General features: G+C 61.1%; 17 protein-coding genes. 4 read left to right on the top strand and 13 right to left on the bottom strand.

The window, feature by feature from the left end; genetic code table 11:
• Positions 1–72 precede the first annotated feature (72 nt).
• The 9 genes from prfB to QYQ93_RS07060 all read right to left on the bottom strand — a co-directional run bounded on the left by prfB (position 73) and on the right by QYQ93_RS07060 (position 11,673).
• Positions 73–1,168 (bottom strand): peptide chain release factor 2 gene (gene prfB / locus QYQ93_RS07100; protein WP_124399583.1). Its coding sequence is split into 2 segments (ribosomal slippage): positions 73–1,095 and positions 1,097–1,168, totalling 1,095 coding nucleotides; the frame shifts between segments, so codons are not numbered across the junction.
• 762 nt (positions 1,169–1,930) lie between these two features.
• Complete coding sequence (locus QYQ93_RS07095) at positions 1,931–2,932, bottom strand: diguanylate cyclase domain-containing protein (protein WP_043051515.1); 1,002 nt, start codon at positions 2,930–2,932, stop codon at positions 1,931–1,933.
• 52 nt (positions 2,933–2,984) lie between these two features.
• Positions 2,985–3,995 (bottom strand): chemotaxis response regulator protein-glutamate methylesterase, encoded by a 1,011-nt coding sequence (locus QYQ93_RS07090; protein WP_043051514.1) that lies wholly within the window; start codon positions 3,993–3,995, stop codon positions 2,985–2,987.
• The gene (locus tag QYQ93_RS07085; protein ID WP_043051513.1) at positions 3,992–6,259 is read right to left on the bottom strand and encodes a hybrid sensor histidine kinase/response regulator; all 2,268 of its coding nucleotides are present in this window, start codon (positions 6,257–6,259) and stop codon (positions 3,992–3,994) included. Before QYQ93_RS07085 ends, QYQ93_RS07090 begins: the two co-directional genes overlap by 4 nt.
• Entirely contained in the window at positions 6,256–6,957 is a 702-nt protein-coding gene (locus tag QYQ93_RS07080) for a chemotaxis protein CheW (RefSeq protein ID WP_043051512.1), read from the bottom strand. Before QYQ93_RS07080 ends, QYQ93_RS07085 begins: the two co-directional genes overlap by 4 nt.
• Positions 6,954–8,213, bottom strand: coding sequence for a CheR family methyltransferase (locus QYQ93_RS07075; protein WP_043051511.1), 1,260 nt, complete (start codon positions 8,211–8,213; stop codon positions 6,954–6,956). The genes QYQ93_RS07080 and QYQ93_RS07075 overlap by 4 nt, the downstream gene beginning before the upstream one ends.
• Complete coding sequence (locus QYQ93_RS07070) at positions 8,210–8,722, bottom strand: chemotaxis protein CheW (protein WP_043051510.1); 513 nt, start codon at positions 8,720–8,722, stop codon at positions 8,210–8,212. Before QYQ93_RS07070 ends, QYQ93_RS07075 begins: the two co-directional genes overlap by 4 nt.
• Positions 8,722–10,344 carry a methyl-accepting chemotaxis protein gene (locus QYQ93_RS07065; protein WP_338476608.1) on the bottom strand — a complete coding sequence of 541 codons (1,623 nt, stop codon included), beginning with the start codon at positions 10,342–10,344 and terminating at the stop codon, positions 8,722–8,724. Before QYQ93_RS07065 ends, QYQ93_RS07070 begins: the two co-directional genes overlap by 1 nt.
• A 621-nt stretch (positions 10,345–10,965) precedes the next feature.
• Positions 10,966–11,673, bottom strand: coding sequence for a tellurite resistance TerB family protein (locus tag QYQ93_RS07060; RefSeq protein WP_043051508.1), 708 nt, complete (start codon positions 11,671–11,673; stop codon positions 10,966–10,968).
• A 304-nt stretch (positions 11,674–11,977) separates the two neighbouring features.
• Between QYQ93_RS07060 and QYQ93_RS07055 the strand changes: the two genes are divergently transcribed.
• Positions 11,978–13,603 carry a glucan biosynthesis protein D gene (locus tag QYQ93_RS07055; protein ID WP_043051507.1) on the top strand — a complete coding sequence of 542 codons (1,626 nt, stop codon included), beginning with the start codon at positions 11,978–11,980 and terminating at the stop codon, positions 13,601–13,603.
• 53 nt (positions 13,604–13,656) lie between these two features.
• Here QYQ93_RS07055 and QYQ93_RS07050 read toward each other — a convergent pair whose 3' ends face one another.
• The 4 genes from QYQ93_RS07050 to QYQ93_RS07035 all read right to left on the bottom strand — a co-directional run bounded on the left by QYQ93_RS07050 (position 13,657) and on the right by QYQ93_RS07035 (position 17,907).
• Entirely contained in the window at positions 13,657–13,842 is a 186-nt protein-coding gene (locus QYQ93_RS07050; RefSeq protein WP_043051506.1) for a hypothetical protein, read from the bottom strand.
• Between the two features lie 204 nt (positions 13,843–14,046).
• Positions 14,047–14,583, bottom strand: a complete 537-nt coding sequence (locus QYQ93_RS07045) for a GNAT family N-acetyltransferase (RefSeq protein ID WP_124421686.1) — start codon at positions 14,581–14,583, stop codon at positions 14,047–14,049.
• Positions 14,584–14,686: 103 nt separating this feature from the next.
• On the bottom strand, positions 14,687–15,793 hold the full coding sequence (locus QYQ93_RS07040) for an NADH:flavin oxidoreductase/NADH oxidase (RefSeq protein WP_043048907.1): 1,107 nt from the start codon (positions 15,791–15,793) through the stop codon (positions 14,687–14,689).
• A gap of 212 nt (positions 15,794–16,005) precedes the next feature.
• A complete protein-coding gene (locus tag QYQ93_RS07035) occupies positions 16,006–17,907 on the bottom strand; it encodes a potassium transporter Kup (protein WP_043048906.1) in 1,902 nt (633 codons plus the stop codon).
• Between the two features lie 289 nt (positions 17,908–18,196).
• On the opposite strand from QYQ93_RS07035, the gene rimO reads away from it, so the two are divergent.
• The 3 genes from rimO (at position 18,197) to QYQ93_RS07020 (ending at position 20,979) form a co-directional block, all read left to right on the top strand.
• Positions 18,197–19,537 carry a 30S ribosomal protein S12 methylthiotransferase RimO gene (gene rimO / locus QYQ93_RS07030; RefSeq protein ID WP_005785474.1) on the top strand — a complete coding sequence of 447 codons (1,341 nt, stop codon included), beginning with the start codon at positions 18,197–18,199 and terminating at the stop codon, positions 19,535–19,537.
• A 186-nt stretch (positions 19,538–19,723) separates the two neighbouring features.
• Positions 19,724–20,197, top strand: a complete 474-nt coding sequence (locus tag QYQ93_RS07025) for a GNAT family N-acetyltransferase (RefSeq protein ID WP_338476607.1) — start codon at positions 19,724–19,726, stop codon at positions 20,195–20,197.
• Positions 20,198–20,268: 71 nt separating this feature from the next.
• Positions 20,269–20,979 carry an rRNA pseudouridine synthase gene (locus QYQ93_RS07020; protein WP_338476606.1) on the top strand — a complete coding sequence of 237 codons (711 nt, stop codon included), beginning with the start codon at positions 20,269–20,271 and terminating at the stop codon, positions 20,977–20,979.
• Positions 20,980–21,028 lie beyond the last annotated feature (49 nt).

Genomic DNA, 21,028 nt, shown 5'->3' with positions numbered 1-21,028 from the left:
TTCCATCACAGGTTCGTTGCCCCCAGGCCTGCGGCCTGGGGATCGCGGGCAAGCCCGCTCCCACATAGGGTGTTACAGGCCGGATTTCAGGCTGGCTTCCAGGTATTCGTCGATATCGCCGTCGAGTACCTTGTCACAGTCGCTGCGTTCGATGTTGGTGCGCAGATCCTTGATCCGCGACGCATCGAGCACGTACGAACGGATCTGGTGACCCCAGCCGATATCCGACTTGGTGTCTTCCAGCGCCTGGGACGCGGCGTTGCGCTTCTGCATTTCCTGCTCGTACAACTTGGCCCGCAGCATTTTCATGGCGGTGTCCTTGTTGGCGTGCTGGGAACGCTCGTTCTGGCAGCTGACCACGGTGTTGGTCGGTACGTGGGTGATACGTACGGCCGAGTCAGTGGTGTTTACGTGCTGGCCACCGGCACCGGAGGAACGGTAGGTATCGATGCGCAGGTCGGCCGGGTTGATCTCGATTTCCACCTTGTCGTCGATCTCGGGCGAGACGAACACTGCGGAAAATGAGGTGTGACGACGGTTGCCGGAGTCGAACGGGCTCTTGCGCACCAGGCGGTGTACACCGATCTCGGTACGCAGCCAGCCAAAGGCGTATTCACCCTTGATGTGCACGGTCGCGCCCTTGATACCGGCGACTTCACCGGCGGACAGTTCCATGATGGTCGCGTCGAAACCGCGCTTGTCGGCCCAGCGCAGGTACATGCGCAGCAGGATGTTGGCCCAGTCCTGGGCCTCGGTGCCGCCGGAACCGGCCTGGATGTCCAGGTAGGCGTTGTTCGGGTCCATTTCGTGGCTGAACATGCGGCGGAATTCAAGCTTGGCGAGGTTTTCCTCAAGACGGGCCAGCTCGGCGACGACATCGCCCACTGCGCCTTCGTCGTTTTCTTCGACGGCCATGTCCAGCAGGTCACGGCAATCGTCCAGGCCGGTGTTCAGTTCGTCGAGGGTATCGACGATCTGCGCCAGCGCAGAGCGCTCGCGCCCCAGCTCCTGGGCGTATTCAGGTTTGTTCCAGACGCTCGGATCTTCAAGCTCGCGATTGACCTCGGTCAGACGCTCATGCTTTTGATCGTAGTCAAAGATACCCCCGAATAGTTTCGGAGCGCTCGGACAGGTCCTTGATGGTGTTAAGGATCGGGTTGATTTCCATGGCGGGCAGCACTCGTTGGCGAACTTTTGAAAGCCGGCGAGTATAACGGCAAACGGCTGGAAACGGCAGTCCGCCTGGCCGAAAAGGCGGAGGTTTGTACAGGAACCGCAGCAGAATACAAATCAAATGTGGGAGCTGACTTGCCTGCGATAACGGTGTATCAGTCGATACTTCTGTGACGGACACACCGCTATCGCAGCATAGGTATCTACATAACTTTGGCGTGGCCCTGAACCTGTGGCGAGGGAGCTTGCTCCCGTGACGGTTCGGCATCTGGCGACTATCTACCTGACACCCCCGCGACGTAAATGTGGGAGGGGCGGTGCGACGATTCGACTTGCTCCCGATGGCGGCCTGACAGCCAACCAGGATGTTGGATCAGACCGAGTACATATCCGTTGCTGCGGTAACGGCCACTTAGGGTTACGCCCTTACGGCGTGTCACTTTTGTAAAGGCACAAAAGTAACCAAAAGGCCTTCGCCCCAACACTCGGCACCTCGCTTAGGCTCAGTGTGCCCGAACGCAGGCTTGAATCCGTGGGCCGCCGCCACGCGCCATCCATGGCGCGGGGCGGCTAACCCGGCGTCCTGCCGGGTTACCCACGGCTTCAAGCCTGCGTTCGGCCAGCGTGTTTGGCGGGGCGCCTGAGATCAAGATCAAAAGCCAGAGCAACAGCAACAGCGCAAGAGCAAACAGTTGTGTAGATACCCATGGCTATCGCAGGCAAGCCAGCTCCCTCAGGGGGTGGGTGGCGCGTGTGGCTACTCGATGCCGACCTGATTTCGCCCATTATGCTTGGCCGTATACAACCCCTTGTCCGCCGCCATGATCAACTGCCGGCAATCCGTGCCCTGTACCGGTGTCAAGGTCGACAGGCCGATACTGATGGTCAGGCTCGAACCTTCCACCGGCGCATTGTGCGGGATTTTCAACGCGGCCACGGCCATGCGCAGTTTTTCCGCCACCAGCCGCGCACCGCCCGGCGAGGTGTTAGGCAGCACCAGGGCGAATTCTTCACCGCCGTAGCGCGCCGGCAAGTCCGAAGGGCGGCTGCTGGCATCGCGGATGGCTTCGGCGACTTTGCGCAGGGCTTCGTCGCCTTCGACGTGACCGAAGCTGTCGTTGAAGGTCTTGAAGAAGTCCACGTCAATCATCAACAGCGACAGTTGGGTCTGATCGCGCATGGCACGGCGCCATTCCAGTTCAAGGTACTCGTCAAAGTGGCGGCGGTTAGACAACCCGGTCAGGCCGTCGGAGTGCATCAGGCGTTGCAGCACCAGGTTGGTGTCCAGCAGCTGTTGCTGGCTGACCCGCAGTGCGCGGTAGGCAGCATCGCGCTGCAACAAGGTCATGTAGGAACGCGAGTGGTAGCGGATGCGGGCCACCAGTTCGATGTTGTCCGGCAGCTTGACCAGGTAATCATTGGCTCCGGCGGCAAAGGCCGCGCTCTTGATCAGCGGGTCTTCCTTGGTAGACAGCACGATGATCGGGATATTCGCGGTGGCCGGGTGGTTGCGGTATTCGCGCACCAGGGTGAGGCCGTCGAGGCCCGGCATTACCAGATCTTGCAGGATCACCGTCGGCTTGATGCGGATCGCCTGGGCAATCGCCTGGTGCGGGTCGGCGCAAAAGTGGAAGTCGATGTTTTCTTCATTGGCCAGGCCACGCCGCACGGCTTCGCCGATCATGGCCTGGTCGTCGACCAACAACACCATGGCGGCGTTTTCGTCGGTCTTGAAGTCGTCGAGCTGTAAATCATTCATGTGCAATCACCTGAATTACTACCTGCAAGCCAGCACGGCGGGAGATTTTTGTTCATTTCGCAAAGACCTCCAGCAATCGGGGCGCAATTCTATCCAGTGGGCGAATTTCAACAGCGGCGTCGATCGCCGCTGCCGCTTTGGGCATGCCATACACCGCCGAACTCTGCTGGTCCTGGGCGATGGTCAAATATCCTTGTTCCCGCATCAACTTGAGGCCCTGGGCGCCATCGCGCCCCATGCCGGTCAGCAAGACACCGACGGCATCGCCGTTCCAATGGCTGGCGACGCTTTCGAAAAATACGTCGATGGAGGGCCGGTAGATCTCGTTCACCGGCTCTGCCGTATAGGCTAGCGTGCCATTTTTCAACAAGCGAATATGGTGGTTGGTACCGGCCAGCAATACCACCCCGGTTTGCGGCGGCTCGCCTTCACAGGCCAGGCGTACCGGCAGGCCGGAGGCGCCGCTCAACCATTCGGCCATGCCCGCGGCGAACACCTGGTCCACGTGTTGCACCAGCACGATGGCGGCGGGGAAATTGCGCGGCAGGCCCTTGAGCAGGACCTCCAGCGCCGCCGGCCCACCGGCCGAAGAACCAATGGCCACCAGCCGTTGACGCTTGCCAGTGACACGCTGCGTCGGCGTTTCGGCACGCACACGACTGCCGCGCTGGCCGACCAGCCAGCCGATGTTGAGGATCTTGCGCAACAACGGCGCGGCCGCGTCCTTGGGGTTGCCCACGCCCAGCGCGGGCGTGTCCACCACGTCCAGCGCGCCATGGCCCATGGCCTCAAATACGCGACTGACGTTGGCCTGACGGTCGACCGTGACAATCACGATCGGGCAGGGCGTGTCGGCCATGATCTGGCGGGTAGCCTCTACCCCATCCATGACCGGCATGATCAGGTCCATCAGGATCAGGTCCGGAGTCAGTTCGGCGCAACGCTGCACCGCTTCCAGGCCATTGCTGGCCACCCACACCACCTCATGGGCGGGTTCGAAACTCAAGGCACGACGCAATGCCTCTACGGCCAGGGGCATGTCGTTGACGATCGCAATCCTCATGCCCGAGCGCCTCCAATCAGTTCAACCACGGCGTCGAGCAAGGCATCGTCATGGAAACTGGCTTTGGCTAGATAATAGTCGGCACCGGCGTCGAGCCCACGGCGCCGGTCTTCTTCACGATCCTTGTAGGAAACCACCATCACCGGCAACGATTGCAGGCGACTGTCACGACGCAAGAGTGTGACCAATTCAATACCGTCCATGCGAGGCATATCAATGTCAGTGATAAGCAGGTCGAAGTCCTCGGAGCGCAATGCGTTCCAGCCATCCATGCCATCGACCGCAACAGCCACTTCATAACCACGATTGAGTAATAATTTGCGCTGCAGCTCGCGTACGGTCAGCGAATCGTCTACCACCAGCACGCGCTTGCGCGGTGCTTCGCTGGCCTGCTGGCTGCGCCGGGCGATGCGTTCCAGGCGGCCGGTGTTGAGCAGCTTGTCCACCGAACGCAGCATGTCTTCGACGTCGACGATCAACACCACCGAGCCGTCATCGAGCAGGGCCCCGGCGGAGATGTCCTGAACCTTGCCCAGGCGATCATCCAGGGGCAACACCACCAGGGTACGTTCACCGATAAAGCGCTCCACGGCAATCCCGTACACGGCGTCACGCTCGCGAATCACCACCACTTTCAAGGTATCTGATGGGGTTTGCCCCGGCGGGCGCTGCAACAACTGGCTGGCGGCTACCAGGCCGACGTGCCGGCCCTCATGCCAAAAGTGCTGGCGACCCTCCAATTGCACGATGTCGTCGGGCGCCAGGTCGCACATACGTTCGATATGAGCCAGCGGAAAGGCATAGGCTTCTTCGCCCACTTCCACCACCAGGCTGCGCACCACCGACAAGGTCAACGGTACTTCCAGGTGGAAGCGGCTGCCCTGCCCCGCCGTCTGCTCCAGCACCACGGCGCCGCGCAGTTGGCGGACCATATGCTGCACCGCGTCCAGGCCGACGCCGCGCCCGGACACTTCGGTAACCTTGTCGCGCAGGCTGAAACCGGGCAGGAACAGGAACGTCAGCAGTTCCTCTTCGCTCAAGCGCAGAGCGGTTTCCACCGGCGACAAGTGTCGGTCGACGATGGCGCCGCGCAGGCGCTCAAGGTCGACACCGTTGCCGTCATCGCTCAACTCGAGCACCAGCAGCCCGGCCTGGTGAGACGCGCGCAGTCGGATCAGGCCTTCCGCGGGCTTGCCTGCCAGCATGCGCTGTTCGGGCGTTTCGATGCCGTGGTCGACGGCATTGCGTAGTAAATGAGTGAGCGGCGCTTCGAGTTTTTCCAGTACGTCGCGGTCGACCTGTGTCTTCTCGCCCTCGATCTCCAGGCGCACTTGTTTGCCCAGGCTGCGGCCCAGGTCACGCACCATGCGCACTTGCCCGGCGAGCACGTCGGCAAACGGGCGCATGCGGCAGGCCAACGCGGTGTCGTAGAGCACCTGGGCACGCTGCCCGGCCTGCCAGCCGAATTCATCCAGCTCGGCGTGTTTTTCCGCCAGCAGCGCCTGGGCTTCGCTCAACAGGCGACGGGTATCGGCCAGGGCCTCCAGGGCTTCAAGATTCAAGTCCAGGGCCTTGAGCTGGCCGTCCAACGTATCCAGGGCGCGCAAGCCGTTGCCTTGAATACGCTTGAGGCGCTGCATGCTCGCCAGGTACGGCTTGAGCCGCTGGGTTTCCACCAGGGACTTGCTGGACAGGTCCAACAAGCTGTTCAAGCGCTCGGCCGTCACCCGCAGTACGCGCTCGCCGCCTTCGGTCATACGTTTGTTCTGGCGCGGCGCTTCACTGCTGACCGGCGGTGCTGGCTCCGGCTCCTGCGGCACTTCTTCAACGAGGGGCGCAGGCTCGGGCTTTGGCGCACCCATGGCGGTGGGCTGTGTCGGATCGAGCAAACGCTCCATCAGCGCCACATACACCTCGATATCCGCCGCCCCCACATCATTGCCCGGCGTGGCGACACGCATCAGCAGGTCGGTGCCTTGCAGCAACGCGTCGATATGTTCGGGTTGCAGATACAGGCGGCCTTCCTGGGCGCTGACCAGGCAATCTTCCATGACGTGGGCCACGCTGACCCCGGCATCCACGCCGACAATCCGCGCTGCGCCCTTGAGCGAGTGCGCGGCGCGCATGCAGGCCTCGAGCTGGTCGGCCTGGGTTGGGTTGCGCTCCAGGGCCAAAAGGCCCGCGCTCAATACCTGTGTCTGCGCATCGGCCTCCAGGCTGAACAGTTCCAACAGCGAGGCATCGCGCATCTGGTCGGGGGTCATGCGAGGCTCCGAGTCACGGCGGACAACAATTGCGCTTCGTCCAGCCAGCGCAGGCTGCGGCCTTTCCACTGCAACACGCCCTGAGTGTAGCGTGCGCTGGCCTGGGTACCGGAGGCCGACGCCGCCTTCAGGGTGCGCTCATCGATGGCATGGATGCCATCCACTTCGTCCACCGGCACGACCACCGGGCCGTCCTGAGCCGCGATGATTAACATGCGCGGCATGATGCGCGCGCCGCCGGCACCAGCAATGGTGCTGTCCAGGCCCAGCAGTTCTACCAGTGACAGGCACGCCACCAACGCGCCGCGCACATTGGCCACGCCCAGCAGCGCCCGGGAACGCTGGTGCGGCAGGGAGTGGATCGGCTGCAATGGCGCCACTTCCACCAGGCAACGGGTGGCGATACCGAGCCATTCCTCGCCCAGGCGGAACATCAACAGGGAACGGGTGACTACCTCTTTATCCGCTTCGACGGCGGCCTGCGGGCGATGATCGTCCTGCTGCAGTGCATAGCGGTCCAGCAGGCGCGTGGCGGCGGCGGAATACACCGAGCAGTTGCGGCAGTGAATGTGCTCAACCAGTAATGGGCAGGACTTGTCACCATGAATGCCGATGCGGTTCCAGCAGTCGTCGATGGCTTGGGTATCGGTCAGCGTCAGGTCCAGGCCTGCGGTGTCGAGCGCGTCAGGGCTACTCATCGTTTGGACTCACTCTCGGCTCGCTCGCTACGGGCGGCGCGCGCCTGTAGACGGCGCGCCCCCGCACTGTCGCCCTGGGACTCGAGCAACGCGGCCAGATGCATCAAGGCCTGTGGATGCTGCGGTTCCAGGTACAAGGCTTTGCGGTAATACCCTTGGGCCTCCAGGGCGCTGCCGGCCACATCACTGAGCAGCCCCAGCCAGTAGAACACCTGGGCGGCCGGTGGATGGCTGCTCAAATAACGCTCGCAGGCGGCACGAGCCTCGGCACTCTTGCCTTCATTGGCCAGGGTCGCGATCTGGCTGAGCAGCTCGCCGGCATCGGCGGGTGCCACTTTGGCTGGAGGCACTGGCGGGCAGGGCTTGCTGAACGGACGCGGCTTGAGCGGTATCGGTGCCGCGCTGCGCTGCGGCGTTGGCGCGGGCATCGGTACAAAAACCGGAACCGGCGGAGCCTGTTCCACATGCCGGCTAAAGGCAAAGGATTGCGGCACGCCAATCGAACGCATGCCGTGGCGCCCCAGCAGGCTGCCCTCGGCCGGGCCGATAAACAGCACGCCGTCCACGTGGGTCAGCTCCTTGAGCACGTCAAATACCTGCTTCTGGGTCGGCTGGTCGAAATAGATCAGCAGGTTGCGGCAAAACACAAAGTCATAGGTGGGCTCGTTGGCCAGCAGTGCCGGGTCGAGCAAGTTGCCGACTTGCAGGCGCACTTGTTCGCGCACCCGGTCGGCGATGCGGTAACCGCCCGCCTCTTCGGTGAAGTGACGGTCGCGAAACTCAAGATCGGCGCCGCGAAACGAATTCTTGCCGTACACACCGCGCCGCGCACGCTCCACCGACAGGGGGCTGACATCCATTCCCTGCACCTTGAACTGATGCGGCGCCAAGCCCGCGTCGAGCAAGGCCATGGCAATCGAATAGGGCTCTTCGCCGGTAGAACACGGCAGGCTGAGAATACGCAGCGCACGCATCTGCTTGATTTCGGCCAGGCGTACCTGGGCCAGGCGAGCCAGGGTTGCAAAGGATTCGGGATAGCGAAAAAACCAGGTCTCGGGCACGATCACCGCTTCGATCAGCGCCTGCTGCTCGTCGTGGGAATTTTGCAGGTGCTGCCAGTAAGCCTCCGCCGACTGCGCCTGGGATGACTGGCAACGCTGGCGCACGGCACGCTCGATGATCGCCTCGCCCACCGAGGCAACATCCAGGCCGATGCGCTCTTTCAAGAACGCCGAAAAACGCGGGTCGCTGCTCATAAACTCAACTCGGCAGAAAACAACAAGGCACGCACTTCAGCGGTCAGCAGCTCGGCGACGCCAATCCACTGCATCAAGCCCTGGGCATCCTCGCGCACCGGCCCCAGGTACGGCGCCTGCTGGTTGTCCAAGCCATAGGGCTGGAACTCGGCGGGGTCGCAACGCAGTGTATCGGTGGCCTGTTCCAGGATCAGCCCCAACCAGCGCGCCTGGCTCCAGGACTGCGGTTGGTAATTGACCAACACCAGCCGTGTGCTGGTGCGAGCCTGGGCCGAGGTGCCGAAGGTCAGGGCGCTCAAGTCAATCACCGGCACCAGCGCCCCGCGATGGGCGAAGATACCCGCCACCCACAATGGCGCATGGGCGATGGGTTTAAGTGGCAGGCGCGGCAGCACCTCCGCCACTTCGGTAGCCTTGAGGGCAAAGCGTTCGTTGCCGATGTGGAACACCAGGAACAACGCTTTTTTCGCTGCCGGGACGGCGCCGCGCTTAGCCGCGAGATCGCTCATCAGACTTTGAAACGCGACACGCCGCTGCGCAGACCGACCGCAACCTGGCTCAGTTCATCAATGGCGAAGCTTGCCTGGCGCAGGGATTCGACGGTCTGGCTGCTGGCATCGCCCAATTGCACCAGCGCGTGGTTGATCTGTTCGGCGCCGGTGGCCTGGGCTTGCATGCCTTCGTTGACCATCAACACCCGCGGCGCCAGGGCCTGGACCTGATGGATGATCTGCGACAACTGCTCGCCGACTTGCTGCACTTCGAACATGCCCCGGCGAACTTCCTCGGAGAACTTGTCCATGCCCATCACTCCCGCCGACACCGCCGACTGGATCTCACGCACCATCTGCTCGATGTCGTAGGTGGCCACGGCGGTCTGGTCGGCCAGGCGACGCACTTCGGTAGCCACCACGGCAAAACCGCGACCGTATTCGCCGGCTTTCTCCGCCTCGATGGCGGCGTTGAGGGACAACAGGTTGGTCTGGTCAGCCACCTTGACGATGGTCACCACCACCTGGTTGATATTGCCGGCCTTCTCGTTGAGGATCGCCAGCTTGGCGTTGACCAGGTCGGCCGCGCCCATCACCGAGTGCATGGTTTCTTCCATACGCGCCAGGCCCTGCTGGCCTGAACCGGCGGCGACCGAGGCCTGGTCGGCGGCGGTGGACACTTCGGTCATGGTGCGGACCAAATCCTTGGAGGTGGCAGCGATCTCGCGGGACGTGGCGCCGATTTCGGTGGTGGTGGCCGCGGTTTCCGTGGCGGTGGCCTGTTGCTGCTTGGAGGTCGCGGCAATCTCGGTGACCGAGGTTGTGACCTGCACCGACGAACGCTGTGCCTGGGAGACCAGGGCGGTCAGTTCGGTCATCATGTCGTTGAAGCCGGTTTCGACAACGTTGAATTCGTCCTTGCGCTCCAGATTCAAACGCTTGCTCAGGTCGCCGGTGCGCATGACTTCGAGGATTTCGACGATGCGCTGCATCGGCGCCATGATCGCGCGCATCAGCAACAGGCCGCACAACGCTGCAGCGAGAACCGCCAGCAGCAGTGAAACTCCCATGCTGACCTTCGCGGCCGCGACGGCATCATCGATGGCGGCCGTGGCATTGTCGGCGACCTGTTTGTTCTCATTGATGATGTCGTTGAGTTTCAGGCGGCCTGCGATCCAGGCGGGGGTCAGCTTCTCGTTGAACAGCCTCAGTGCCTCGGCCGGGTTGTTGCTCTGATGGGCCGCCAGAACCTGGGCAAGCATTGCATTGTAGTTCTGGTGCAGTTTTTCGAAGGCATCGAATTGCGTGCGATCCTGGGTGATATTGATCGTCCCCGCGTAGCTCGCCATGTGCTGCTCGAGTCGCGCCTCGAACGACTTGTAGTCCTGCTTGTCTTCCTCGGAAATGCCCTGGTTTTCGTGGATTCCGACCAACTCCTGGGTCTGCAGGTAGCTGTCGACCCAGGCACTGCGAATCATCGAACTGAAAAACACCCCGGGCACGGCATCGTCGCGGACAGAGTTTTCGCTGGCTTCGATCTTCAGCAGACGCGAATACGAGAGCACCACCATCAGCAGCATGATCGCGATGATTACCGCAAAGCTCGCCAAAATCCTTTGGCGCAGGGTCCAGTTCTTCACAGTAATTCCTCGCAGGGCCATTCAAATGGAGGGGAGTATAGCTGAGCGGATGCCTGCGTTTATCAACGCTTTTGAGGGCGCGTACACAGAATGCGTACGTGGGATGGGTGGCACGTGTGCCGAGGACGATCCAACTGACGGGCGCGGTTCAAATGTGGGAGGGGGCTTGCTCCCGATGGCGGCCTCAGGGCCGACCAGGATGCCGGATCAGACCGAGTACATATCCATTCCTGCGGTAATGGCTTCTATTGGTTGCGCTTTAACAGCCAGCCCTTTCAAGGTCTTTGGAAAAAGCCCCAAAACATGATCGTTTTTTGACCAAAAGAGATGCTGGCTGAGCCAAATTCAACTCGTTTATTTCTTAATTTCAGCCTGGAATTGGCGTAGGACGCGATTTAGGCAAAGACCTTGAAAGGGCTGGCTTTAACAGCGGGTCACTTTTGAAGAGCCCAAAAGTAACCAAAAGGCTCTTGCCCCACCACTCGGCACCTCGCCCAGGCTCGGTGTGCCCGTAATCCGACAGGGATTTGGGGGGCCGCCTAAGATCAAAAGCAGATCAAGATCAAGAGCAGCTCGCTTCGCTTCGTGGTTAGCGGGGCAGAGCTGTGCCGGTAGCCTTACTTATGCGTTAAGCCGCACCTGCTTTTCCAACTCCAGCTTCAAACCGGGCTCAAGCTTCAGTTGGCGAGCCAATTCGTCCAGATAGGACTTCTCCATGAAGTTCTCCTCGTCCACCAGCATCACGCTGGCGATGTACATCTCGGCAGCCATCTCCGGGGTGCTGGCGGCACGGGCGACGTCGGCAGGGTCCAGGGGCTTGTTGAGCTCGGCATGCAGCCAGTGCTGCAGCTCCTGGTCGTTGTCCAGCTTGGTGAATTCCCCTTCGATCAACGCACGTTCGCGCTCATCTACATGCCCGTCAGCCTTAGCCGCCGCCACCAGGGCCTTGAGGATGCCCTGGCTGTGTTGCTCGACCTGGGCCGGTGGCAGGCGGTCGATGGTTTGTGGCTCGCCCTGGGGAGCGCTGGCCTGCTGGGCCTGCCAGTTGCCGTAGGCTTTGTAGGCAATCACACCCAATGCCGCCAAACCACCGTAGGTCAGGGCCTTGCCGCCGAATTTGCGCGCCTTCTTGTTACCCAACAGCAAGCCCATGGCCCCGGCCGCCAGGGCGCCGCCGCCAGCACCGCCGAGCAGGCTGCCGAGCCCGCCGCCGCCAAGCAAACCGCCCAAGGCGCCTCTGTCATTGGACTTACCCTGGCCACCAGCCTTGTTTTGCAACATGTCCTGGCCAGACTTGAGCAACTGATCGAGCAATCCACGGGTATTCATTTGTAGCCTCCAGACACTTGAGTTCGTAGGGACAGTAGGCCCTCAGCGTAAAACTAAGTGCCAAAGAGCCACGATCTAGAGTGCTTCCAGATGTAACGTTTGACTGCCATCCTGGAAATGTCTTGTTGCATATGCAGCGCTATCATCACGCCATCAATCAATTTTCCTTATACATCGAACCGCTTAAGCTATCCGGCGTCTGTTTAATGTCCGTTGCGTTTGGCCGAAGGCATGTCCGAACCGTTATTTCTGATCCATTACGTGCCAGGAACGGCGCGGGATTTGCTCACGACAGGTTGTCTCTATGCACCGCAGGAATTTGCTCAAAGCGTCCATGGCCATTGCGGCTTACACCGGTTTGTCGGCCAGCGGCCTGCTGGCCGCGCAGGCTTGGGCCGGGAACCGGGCCGCCGATGGCAAGGCCGTGGCGTTCGATTTCGAATCGCTCAAGGCGCAAGCCAAGCAATTGGCCACCCGTGGCTATCAGGACACTAAACAGGTACTGCCGCCGACCCTGGCCACCATGACCCCGCAGAATTTCAACGCCATCGGCTATGACGGCAACCATTCGTTATGGAAAGAATTGAATGGCCAACTCGACGTGCAGTTCTTCCACGTCGGCATGGGCTTCAAGACGCCAGTGCGCATGCACAGTGTCGATCCCAAGACCCGCGAGGCCCGCGAAGTGCATTTCCGCCCTTCGCTGTTCAACTATGAAAAAACCACGGTGGACACCCAGCAACTGACCGGCGACCTGGGTTTCTCCGGTTTCAAGCTGTTCAAGGCGCCGGAACTGGACCGCCATGACGTGCTGTCGTTTCTCGGCGCCAGCTACTTCCGCGCAGTGGACTCCACCGGCCAATACGGCCTCTCGGCCCGTGGCCTGGCAATTGATACCTACGCGAAAAAACGCGAGGAATTCCCCGATTTCACGCAGTTCTGGTTCGAAACCCCGGACAAGAACGCCACCCGTTTTGTGGTCTATGCCCTGCTCGACTCACCGAGCGCCACCGGCGCCTACCGCTTCGATATCGACTGCCAGGCCAACCAGGTGGTGATGGCGATCGATGCGCATATCAATGCGCGCACCGCCATCGAACAACTGGGCATCGCGCCAATGACCAGCATGTTCAGCTGCGGTACCCACGAGCGGCGCATGTGCGACACCATCCACCCGCAGATCCACGATTCGGACCGCTTGGCCATGTGGCGCGGCAACGGCGAGTGGATCTGCCGCCCGCTGAACAACCCGGCCAAACTGCAATTCAACGCATTTGCCGACACCAACCCCAAAGGCTTCGGCCTGGTGCAGACCGATCATGAGTTCGCCAGCTACCAGGACACCGTCGACTGGTACAGCAAGCGTCCAAGCCTGTGGGTTGAACCTACCACTGCATGGGGTGAAGGCTCGATCGATTTGCTGGAAATCCCCACCACCGGCGAAACTCTGGACAATATCGTGGCCTTCTGGACTCCGAAAAAGCCTGTGGCCGCTGGTGATTCGCTCAATTATGGCTACAAGCTGTACTGGAGCGCACTACCGCCGGTGAGCACGCCGCTGGCCCAGGTCGACGCGACTCGTTCGGGCATGGGTGGATTTACCGAGGGTTGGGCGCCCGGCGAGCATTACCCGAAGGTGTGGGCACGGCGTTTCGCCGTCGACTTCAAGGGCGGCGGCCTGGATCGCCTGCCAGCAGGCACCGGTATCGAGCCGGTAGTGACCTGCTCCCATGGTGAGGTGAAGGATTTCAGCGTGCTGGTGCTGGACAACATCAAGGGCTATCGCATCCTGTTCGACTGGTACCCCACCAGCGACAGTGTGGAGCCGGTGGAGCTGCGCCTGTTTATTCGCACCCAGGACCGAACCTTGAGCGAAACCTGGCTCTACCAGTACTTCCCACCTGCGCCGGAGCAGCGCAAGTACACCTGAGGTGAGCTTCGCGATCATTCCCACGCGAGAACGTGGGAGTGATCGTATATAGCTCAGAAGCGCGATACGCTTTTCATCGCACCAATCAAGTACCGCATCGCCACCTGATCACTTTCGGTCAGCGCCCGATACTGGGCCAGCAGCTCCATTTCATCCGAACTCAACCTTCGATCCCGCAAGGACATCCGGCGGCTGAGGAAAGACGCCACCGCACCCGCTACGCCATAGGACTTGGCCATGGACTGTTACTCCTGATATCAGTCAAATACTCCTGGTGCCCACTTCCCAACTCCCCGAAGCGCAACGCTTCCGTGGACAAGCAGCCTGCCTCCCTGGGCCAGGAACCAGACTTACCCTAATCTTAGAAACTATCTCGTCGCACGTGGGATTTTTTTAGAGTATTCACTTAAAAAAATAGGCTGGGTAATAAAACCCTACAGCCGTTACTCACACAGTGGCCGATACAGGTGAATGTCCAGAGGCTCTTGTGCATACAGCTCAGCATGGGGTTGCTGCAGCAGTCGGCAACCATGGCGCAGGTAAAAGTCCACGGTGTTACGCGACGACGTGGCCGAGATATACAACGCCTGTGCCCCCACCTGCCAGCCGTGCTCGCAGGCCAGCGCCAACAACCGGCCACCTAGGCCCGAACCACGGGCCGCATGACTGACGTGCAGGAATTTCAACTGCCGCATCAGCAGGCCCTGATGGCGCAAGGGCCGGTTGTCCACCACCGCTGCGGCGACCAGCGCGGGGCCGTCAAAAACGCCCCACAGCCACCCGCCACGCTGGAGACAGGCACGCAGGGCCACGGCATCCTGCTCGGCCTCGCCTTCGGGCCAGCCGCGCATGTCATGGTGCGCGGTATACAACACCAGTTCACCACGCTCCATGCGATAGCACGCCTGGATCAACTCCGTACGGTCGATGGTGGCCAGCAAGGGGATATCGTTTTCGGTTAACGCGCGTTCCACCAGCATAGGGGTCTCCTGCTTCACGACCACCAAGGATCAGCCTTCCTTTAAACGCCGGCAAGAAAAAACCCACCGTGTAAGAGTGGGTCTGACGGGGCCGTGTGCAAGATCAGTCGCGCAGATCCGACTCATGGATCGGCTGGTCGCGATGGGTCGCCCGCTGGTATTGGGCCGGCCAGATGGCCTTGCGCCCACCCAGGTCATCGTCGGCATGCAGCGGCCAATAAGGATCGCGCAGCAGTTCGCGGGCCAGGAAGATAATGTCAGCCTGGCAAGTGCGCAGGATGTGCTCGGCCTGGGCCGGTTCGGTGATCATGCCGACCGTGCCGGTGGCGATGCCCGACTCTTTGCGCACCCGCTCGGCGAAGCGCGTCTGGTAGCCGGGGCCGGTGGGGATCTCGGCATTGGCGGCGGTACCCCCGGAGGACACGTCGATCAGGTCGACACCCAAGTCTTTGAGGCGGCGCGCCAGCTCCACGGTTTCATCCGGGTTCCAGCCGTCTTCTACCCAATCGGTGGCCGATACCCGCACAAACAGTGGCAACTCCTGGGGCCATGCGGCGCGCACGGCCTGAGTTACCTCAAGCACCAGGCGAATGCGGTTTTCGAACGACCCACCGTAGTGGTCCTGACGCTGGTTGCTGATCGGCGACAGAAACTGGTGCAGTAGGTAGCCATGGGCAGCATGGATTTCCACGACTTCAAAGCCGGCGGTCAAGGCGCGCTTGGCGGCAGCGACAAAATCGGCAATCACCTGCTGGATCTGCCCTTCGTCCAATTGCTTGGGCTGGGTGTGATTCGGGTCGAAGGCAATCGGTGATGGACCCACTGGCACCCAGCCGCCCTCCTCCGGCTTAACACTGCCATGCTTGCCGATCCAGGGCCGATGGGTACTGGCCTTGCGTCCGGCATGGGCCAGCTGAATACCCGCCACCGCCCCCTGGGCCGCGATAAAGCGCGTGATGCGCCGCAGCGGTTCGATCTGGGCATCGTTCCACAGGCCCAGGTCCTGGGCGGTGATGCGCCCGTCGGCCGTCACGGCGGTGGCTTCGGTGAAAATCAGCCCGGCGCCCCCCACGGCGCGGCTGCCGAGATGCACCAGGTGCCAGTCGTTGGCCAGGCCATCGTCGCTTGAGTATTGGCACATCGGCGAGACCGCGATGCGGTTAAGCAGGGTCAATTGGCGCAGGGTATAGGGTTCGAGCAGCTGACTCATGGCGCACCTCTTCTGGGTTTCTAGACATTTCTGTAGGAGCGAGCTTGCTCGCGAAGGCCTCATAGGCGCTGCGTTTATCCAGGATTAACGCGTTATTGTTGACGTTTTTCGCGAGCAAGCTCGCTCCTACCAGCCTAGTCGACAACCATCGATTGCACAGGGTTCAGATAAGGAAAGCGGGAGCCGATTGCCGGCTCCCGTGGTGCAGCGCCTTACATTTCGACCTGGGTGCCCAGCTCAATCACGCGGTTTACCGGCAACTTGAAGAAGCGCAGGTTGCCATTGGCGTTCTTTAACATGAAGGCGAACAGGGTCTCGCGCCAGCGCGCCATGCCCTTGATACGCGAGGCGATCACTGTTTCGCGGCTGAGGAAATAGGTGGTGCGCATCGGGCTGAAATCCAGCTCATCCAGATGGCACAGTTTCAGTGCTTCGGGCACATCCGGCTCGTCGGTAAAACCGAAGTGCAGGATCACGCGGAAGAAGCCTTCGCCGTAGGAATCCACCTCGAAGCGCCGTGCGGCAGGTACCCTCGGAATGTCTTCGTAGACCACCGTCAGCAACACCACTTGCTCATGCAACACCTGGTTATGCAGCAGGTTGTGCAACAGTGCATGGGGCACTGCATCCGGACGCGCAGTGAGGAACACCGCAGTCCCCTGCACGCGATGGGGCGGCTGCACGCGGATGCTGTTGATAAAAATCGGCAACGGCAAACCGCCTTCGTCGAGGCGCTCGACCAGCAATTGCTTGCCGCGCTTCCAAGTAGTCATCAACACAAACAAGACGATGCCCGCCAACACCGGAAAGGCGCCGCCCTGGATCACCTTGGGCACGTTGGCCGCGAAGAACAGGCCGTCCACCAACAGGCAGCAGAGCAACACCGGCACAGCCAGAACCGGGGGCCATTTCCACAGCAGCAGCATGACCGCCGACACCAGGATAGTGGTCATCAACATGGTGCCCGTCACCGCTACGCCGTAGGCCGAAGCCAGGGCACCGGAGGACTCGAAGCCCAGCACCAGGAGGATCACACCCACCATCAGCGACCAGTTCACCGCGCCAATGTAGATCTGGCCCTGCTCGGCACTGGAGGTGTGCTGGATATGCATGCGCGGAATGTAGCCAAGTTGGATCGCCTGGCGGGTCAACGAGAACGCCCCGGAGATCACCGCCTGGGAAGCAATCACCGTCGCCAGTGTGGACAAGCCCACCAATGGAATCAGTGCCCAGCTCGGCGCCAGCAGATAGAACGGGTTGCGTGCGGCTTCCGGATCGCCCAGCAGCATGGCGCCTTGGCCAAAATAGTTGAGCACCAGCGCCGGCAGCACCAGGATGAACCAGGCACGGGCAATGGGTTTGCGGCCGAAGTGGCCCATGTCGGCGTACAGCGCTTCGGCGCCGGTCAAGGCCAGCACCACCGCGCCGAGGATCGCCACGCCGATACCGGGGTGCACCATAAAGAAGCGCACGCCCCATGCCGGGTTCAGTGCATTCAGCACTTCAGGCTGCTGCAGGATGCCGTACACACCCAGCCCTCCCAGCACCAGGAACCAGGTGACCATCACTGGACCGAACAGCTTGCCGATGCGATCGGTGCCGTGTTTCTGGATCAGGAACAGCGCCACCAGCACAATCAACGCAATCGGCACCACCCATTTTTCCAGGCCGTCGAACGCCAGCTCCAGGCCTTCGATGGCCGACAACACGGAAATGGCCGGGGTGATCATGCTGTCGCCATAGAACAGCGCCGCACCACACAGGCCGCACACCACCAGGAAACTACGCAGTTTTGCACGCTCCCCGGCGGCTCGCCGCGCTAATGCAGTGAGCGCCATGATGCCGCCCTCGCCCTGGTTGTCGGCGCGCAGCACAAACAGCATGTACTTGATCGACACCACCCAGATCAGCGACCAGAAGATCAGCGCCAGGATCCCCAAGACGCCGTCATGGTTGACCTGCACCCCATAACCACCGTTGAACACCTCTTTAAGGGTGTAGAGCGGGCTGGTCCCGATATCGCCATAAACCACCCCGACTGCCGCCACCAGCATGCCAATCGGCTTGGCGTTTGAATGCTCGGCACCTGCTGCCTGACTACTTGCCTGACCCATCAACCACTCCTGCCCTTTGACCTGAGGTCTTTTATAAACAGCACGACTAAGCTGACCCTAGCATGCGCTGTTTTACTTCTTGTAACAGACGTTTTATTGACCCAAGGGCATTACCCGTGTGCAACGGCGCGAAGCATAGCGCAGCACTCGTCGCATTTCCCTGCATAAAGCTGGTCAAGTGCGTTGCCCGTCGCTAGAATTGCGCACTTTTTGATCAGAGGCGCACCAAGCGCCCTTCCGCTGCCTTGTCGTGCACGACCGGCAGCGTCATTCAATACCGAGGTTAGACATGTCCACCACCATCGCAAAAGCCAACCCCAAGGTTGGCTTTGTTTCCCTGGGTTGCCCGAAGGCTCTGGTCGACTCCGAGCGCATCCTCACGCAATTGCGGATGGAAGGCTATGACGTCGTGTCCACGTACCAGGACGCCGACGTGGTGGTGGTCAACACCTGCGGCTTCATCGACTCGGCCAAAGCCGAGTCGTTGGAAGTGATTGGCGAAGCCATCAAGGAAAACGGCAAGGTCATCGTGACCGGCTGCATGGGTGTGGAAGAAGGCAATATCCGCAACGTGCACCCAAGCGTGCTGGCCGTGACCGGCCCGCAGCAGTACGAGCAGGTGGTCAACGCCGTGCACGACGTGGTGCCGCCACGCCAGGACCACAACCCGTTGATCGACCTGGTGCCGCCCCAAGGCATCAAGCTGACCCCTCGCCACTACGCGTACCTGAAGATTTCCGAAGGCTGCAATCACAGCTGCAGCTTCTGCATCATCCCGTCGATGCGCGGCAAACTGGTGAGCCGCCCGGTCGGTGACGTGCTCGACGAAGCCCAACGCCTGGTCAAGTCCGGCGTCAAGGAACTGCTGGTGATCTCCCAGGACACCAGCGCCTACGGCGTCGACGTGAAATACCGCACCGGCTTCTGGAACGGCGCGCCGGTGAAAACCCGCATGACCGAACTCTGCGAAGCCTTGAGCAGCCTGGGTGTGTGGGTGCGCCTGCACTACGTTTACCCGTACCCGCACGTGGACGAGCTGATCCCGCTGATGGCCGCCGGCAAGATCCTGCCGTACCTGGACATCCCGTTCCAGCACGCCAGCCCGAAAGTGCTCAAGGCCATGAAACGCCCGGCCTTCGAGGACAAGACCCTGGCGCGGATCAAGAACTGGCGCGAGATCTGCCCGGAATTGATCATCCGTTCCACCTTCATCGTCGGCTTCCCCGGCGAGACCGAAGAAGACTTCCAGTACCTGCTCGACTGGCTGACCGAAGCTCAGCTGGACCGCGTCGGCTGCTTCCAGTACTCGCCGGTGGAAGGCGCTCCGGCCAACCTGCTGGACCTGGCCGTGGTGCCGGACGACGTCAAGCAGGACCGTTGGGAGCGTTTCATGGCGCACCAGCAGGCGATCAGTTCTGCACGCCTGCAACTGCGCATCGGCAAGGAAATCGAAGTGTTGATCGATGAAGTCGACGAGCAAGGCGCGGTGGGTCGTTGCTTCTTCGACGCCCCCGAAATTGACGGTAACGTATTTATCGACGATGCCAGCGGTTTGAAACCGGGCGACAAGGTCTGGTGCACCGTGACCGACGCCGACGAGTACGACTTGTGGGCTGAAAAACGCGACTGATAGCATTTGCGTAATTGATCGTTCCCACGTTCTGCGTGGGAATGCCTCAGCGTCCCGCCAGCCGGCGTCGACAATGATGATCAAGGCGTAATATTTTTGAAAAAGCCCCGCCTCTGACAAGATGCGGGGCTTTTTTCGGGCTATCGTTTTGCCCATCAACGCCAATTACGGCAAGGGGCAGCAGGCATGCGGCAGCATTCGGTTATCCACACACCTAAAAACAGCGACTACGAACGCCTGACACAGATCTGGGAAGACTCGGTACGTGCCACCCATGACTTCCTGCCAGGCAGCTATATTGACTTGCTGAAAAATCTGGTACTGACCCGCTACCTGGACGCGGTGATGCTGGTCTGCACTAAAGACTCGCGCCAGCACATAACCGGCTTCGCCGGGATAGCGGCGGGCAAGGTAGAGATGCTGTTTATCGACCCGCAATACCGGGGACAAGGCTTGGGCACGCAATTGCTCGCGTATGCGATCAAACACCTGAATGCCGAGGAACTGGACGTCAACGAGCAGAATCCCCAGGCCCTGGGCTTTTACCTCAAGCAAGGCTTCGAGGTGATCGGACGCACGGAGCATGACGGCCTTGGCCAGCCCTACCCGTTGCTGCATATGCGTTTACGCCAGGCGCGACAACAGGCGCGCCAGGGCTAAATAAAATGGGCTCGGGATTAACCGACGCCAGGCAGGTACAATAGCCACCCCCTTTTGTTACGGCCCTTGTCATGACTGACCCCATACGCCTCTCCAAACGCCTTATCGAACTGGTCTGTTGCTCCCGTCGGGAGGCTGAGCTGTTTATCGAAGGCGGCTGGGTCTCGGTGGACGGCGAAGTGATCGATGAGCCGCAGTTCAAGGTCACGACCGAGAAAGTTGAACTGGACCCGCAGGCTAAAGCCACCGCGCCAGAGCCAGTCACCATCCTGCTGCATGCACCGGCGGGCATGGATGCTGAAACCGCCATGGCCTTGATCAGCGCCGAGACCCTGTCCGAAGAACACCGCTTCAGCAAGCGCCCGCTCAAAGGGCATTTCCTGCGCCTGACCGCCAGCGCCGACCTGCAAGCCAAGGCCAGCGGCCTGCTGGTGTTCACCCAGGACTGGAAGATTTTGCGCAAGTTGACTGCCGATGCCGCCAAGATCGAGCAAGAGTACGTGGTAGAAGTCGAAGGCGACATGGTTGCCCACGGCCTCAATCGCCTGAACCATGGCCTGACCTACAAAGGCAAGGAGTTGCCGGCCGTCAAAGCCAGTTGGCAGAACGAAAACCGCCTGCGCTTTGCGATGAAAAATCCGCAGCCCGGTGTGATTGCGTTGTTCTGCGAAGCGGTTGGCCTGAAAGTCATCGCCATCCGCCGTATCCGCATCGGCGGCGTATCCATCGGCAAGGTGCCAGTTGGCCAATGGCGCTACTTGTCCGGTAAAGAAAAGTTCTAAGTCGTTCGCCCTTTCCCGACACCGCCCGATTGGGCAGTGTCCACCGTTG

The sequence above is a fragment of the Pseudomonas khavaziana genome (assembly GCF_036704165.1).
In the GTDB taxonomy this organism is placed as follows: domain Bacteria; phylum Pseudomonadota; class Gammaproteobacteria; order Pseudomonadales; family Pseudomonadaceae; genus Aquipseudomonas; species Aquipseudomonas khavaziana.
Note: the sequence above shows the minus strand (reverse complement) of the source record. Positions and strands in the feature narration are given on the sequence as shown.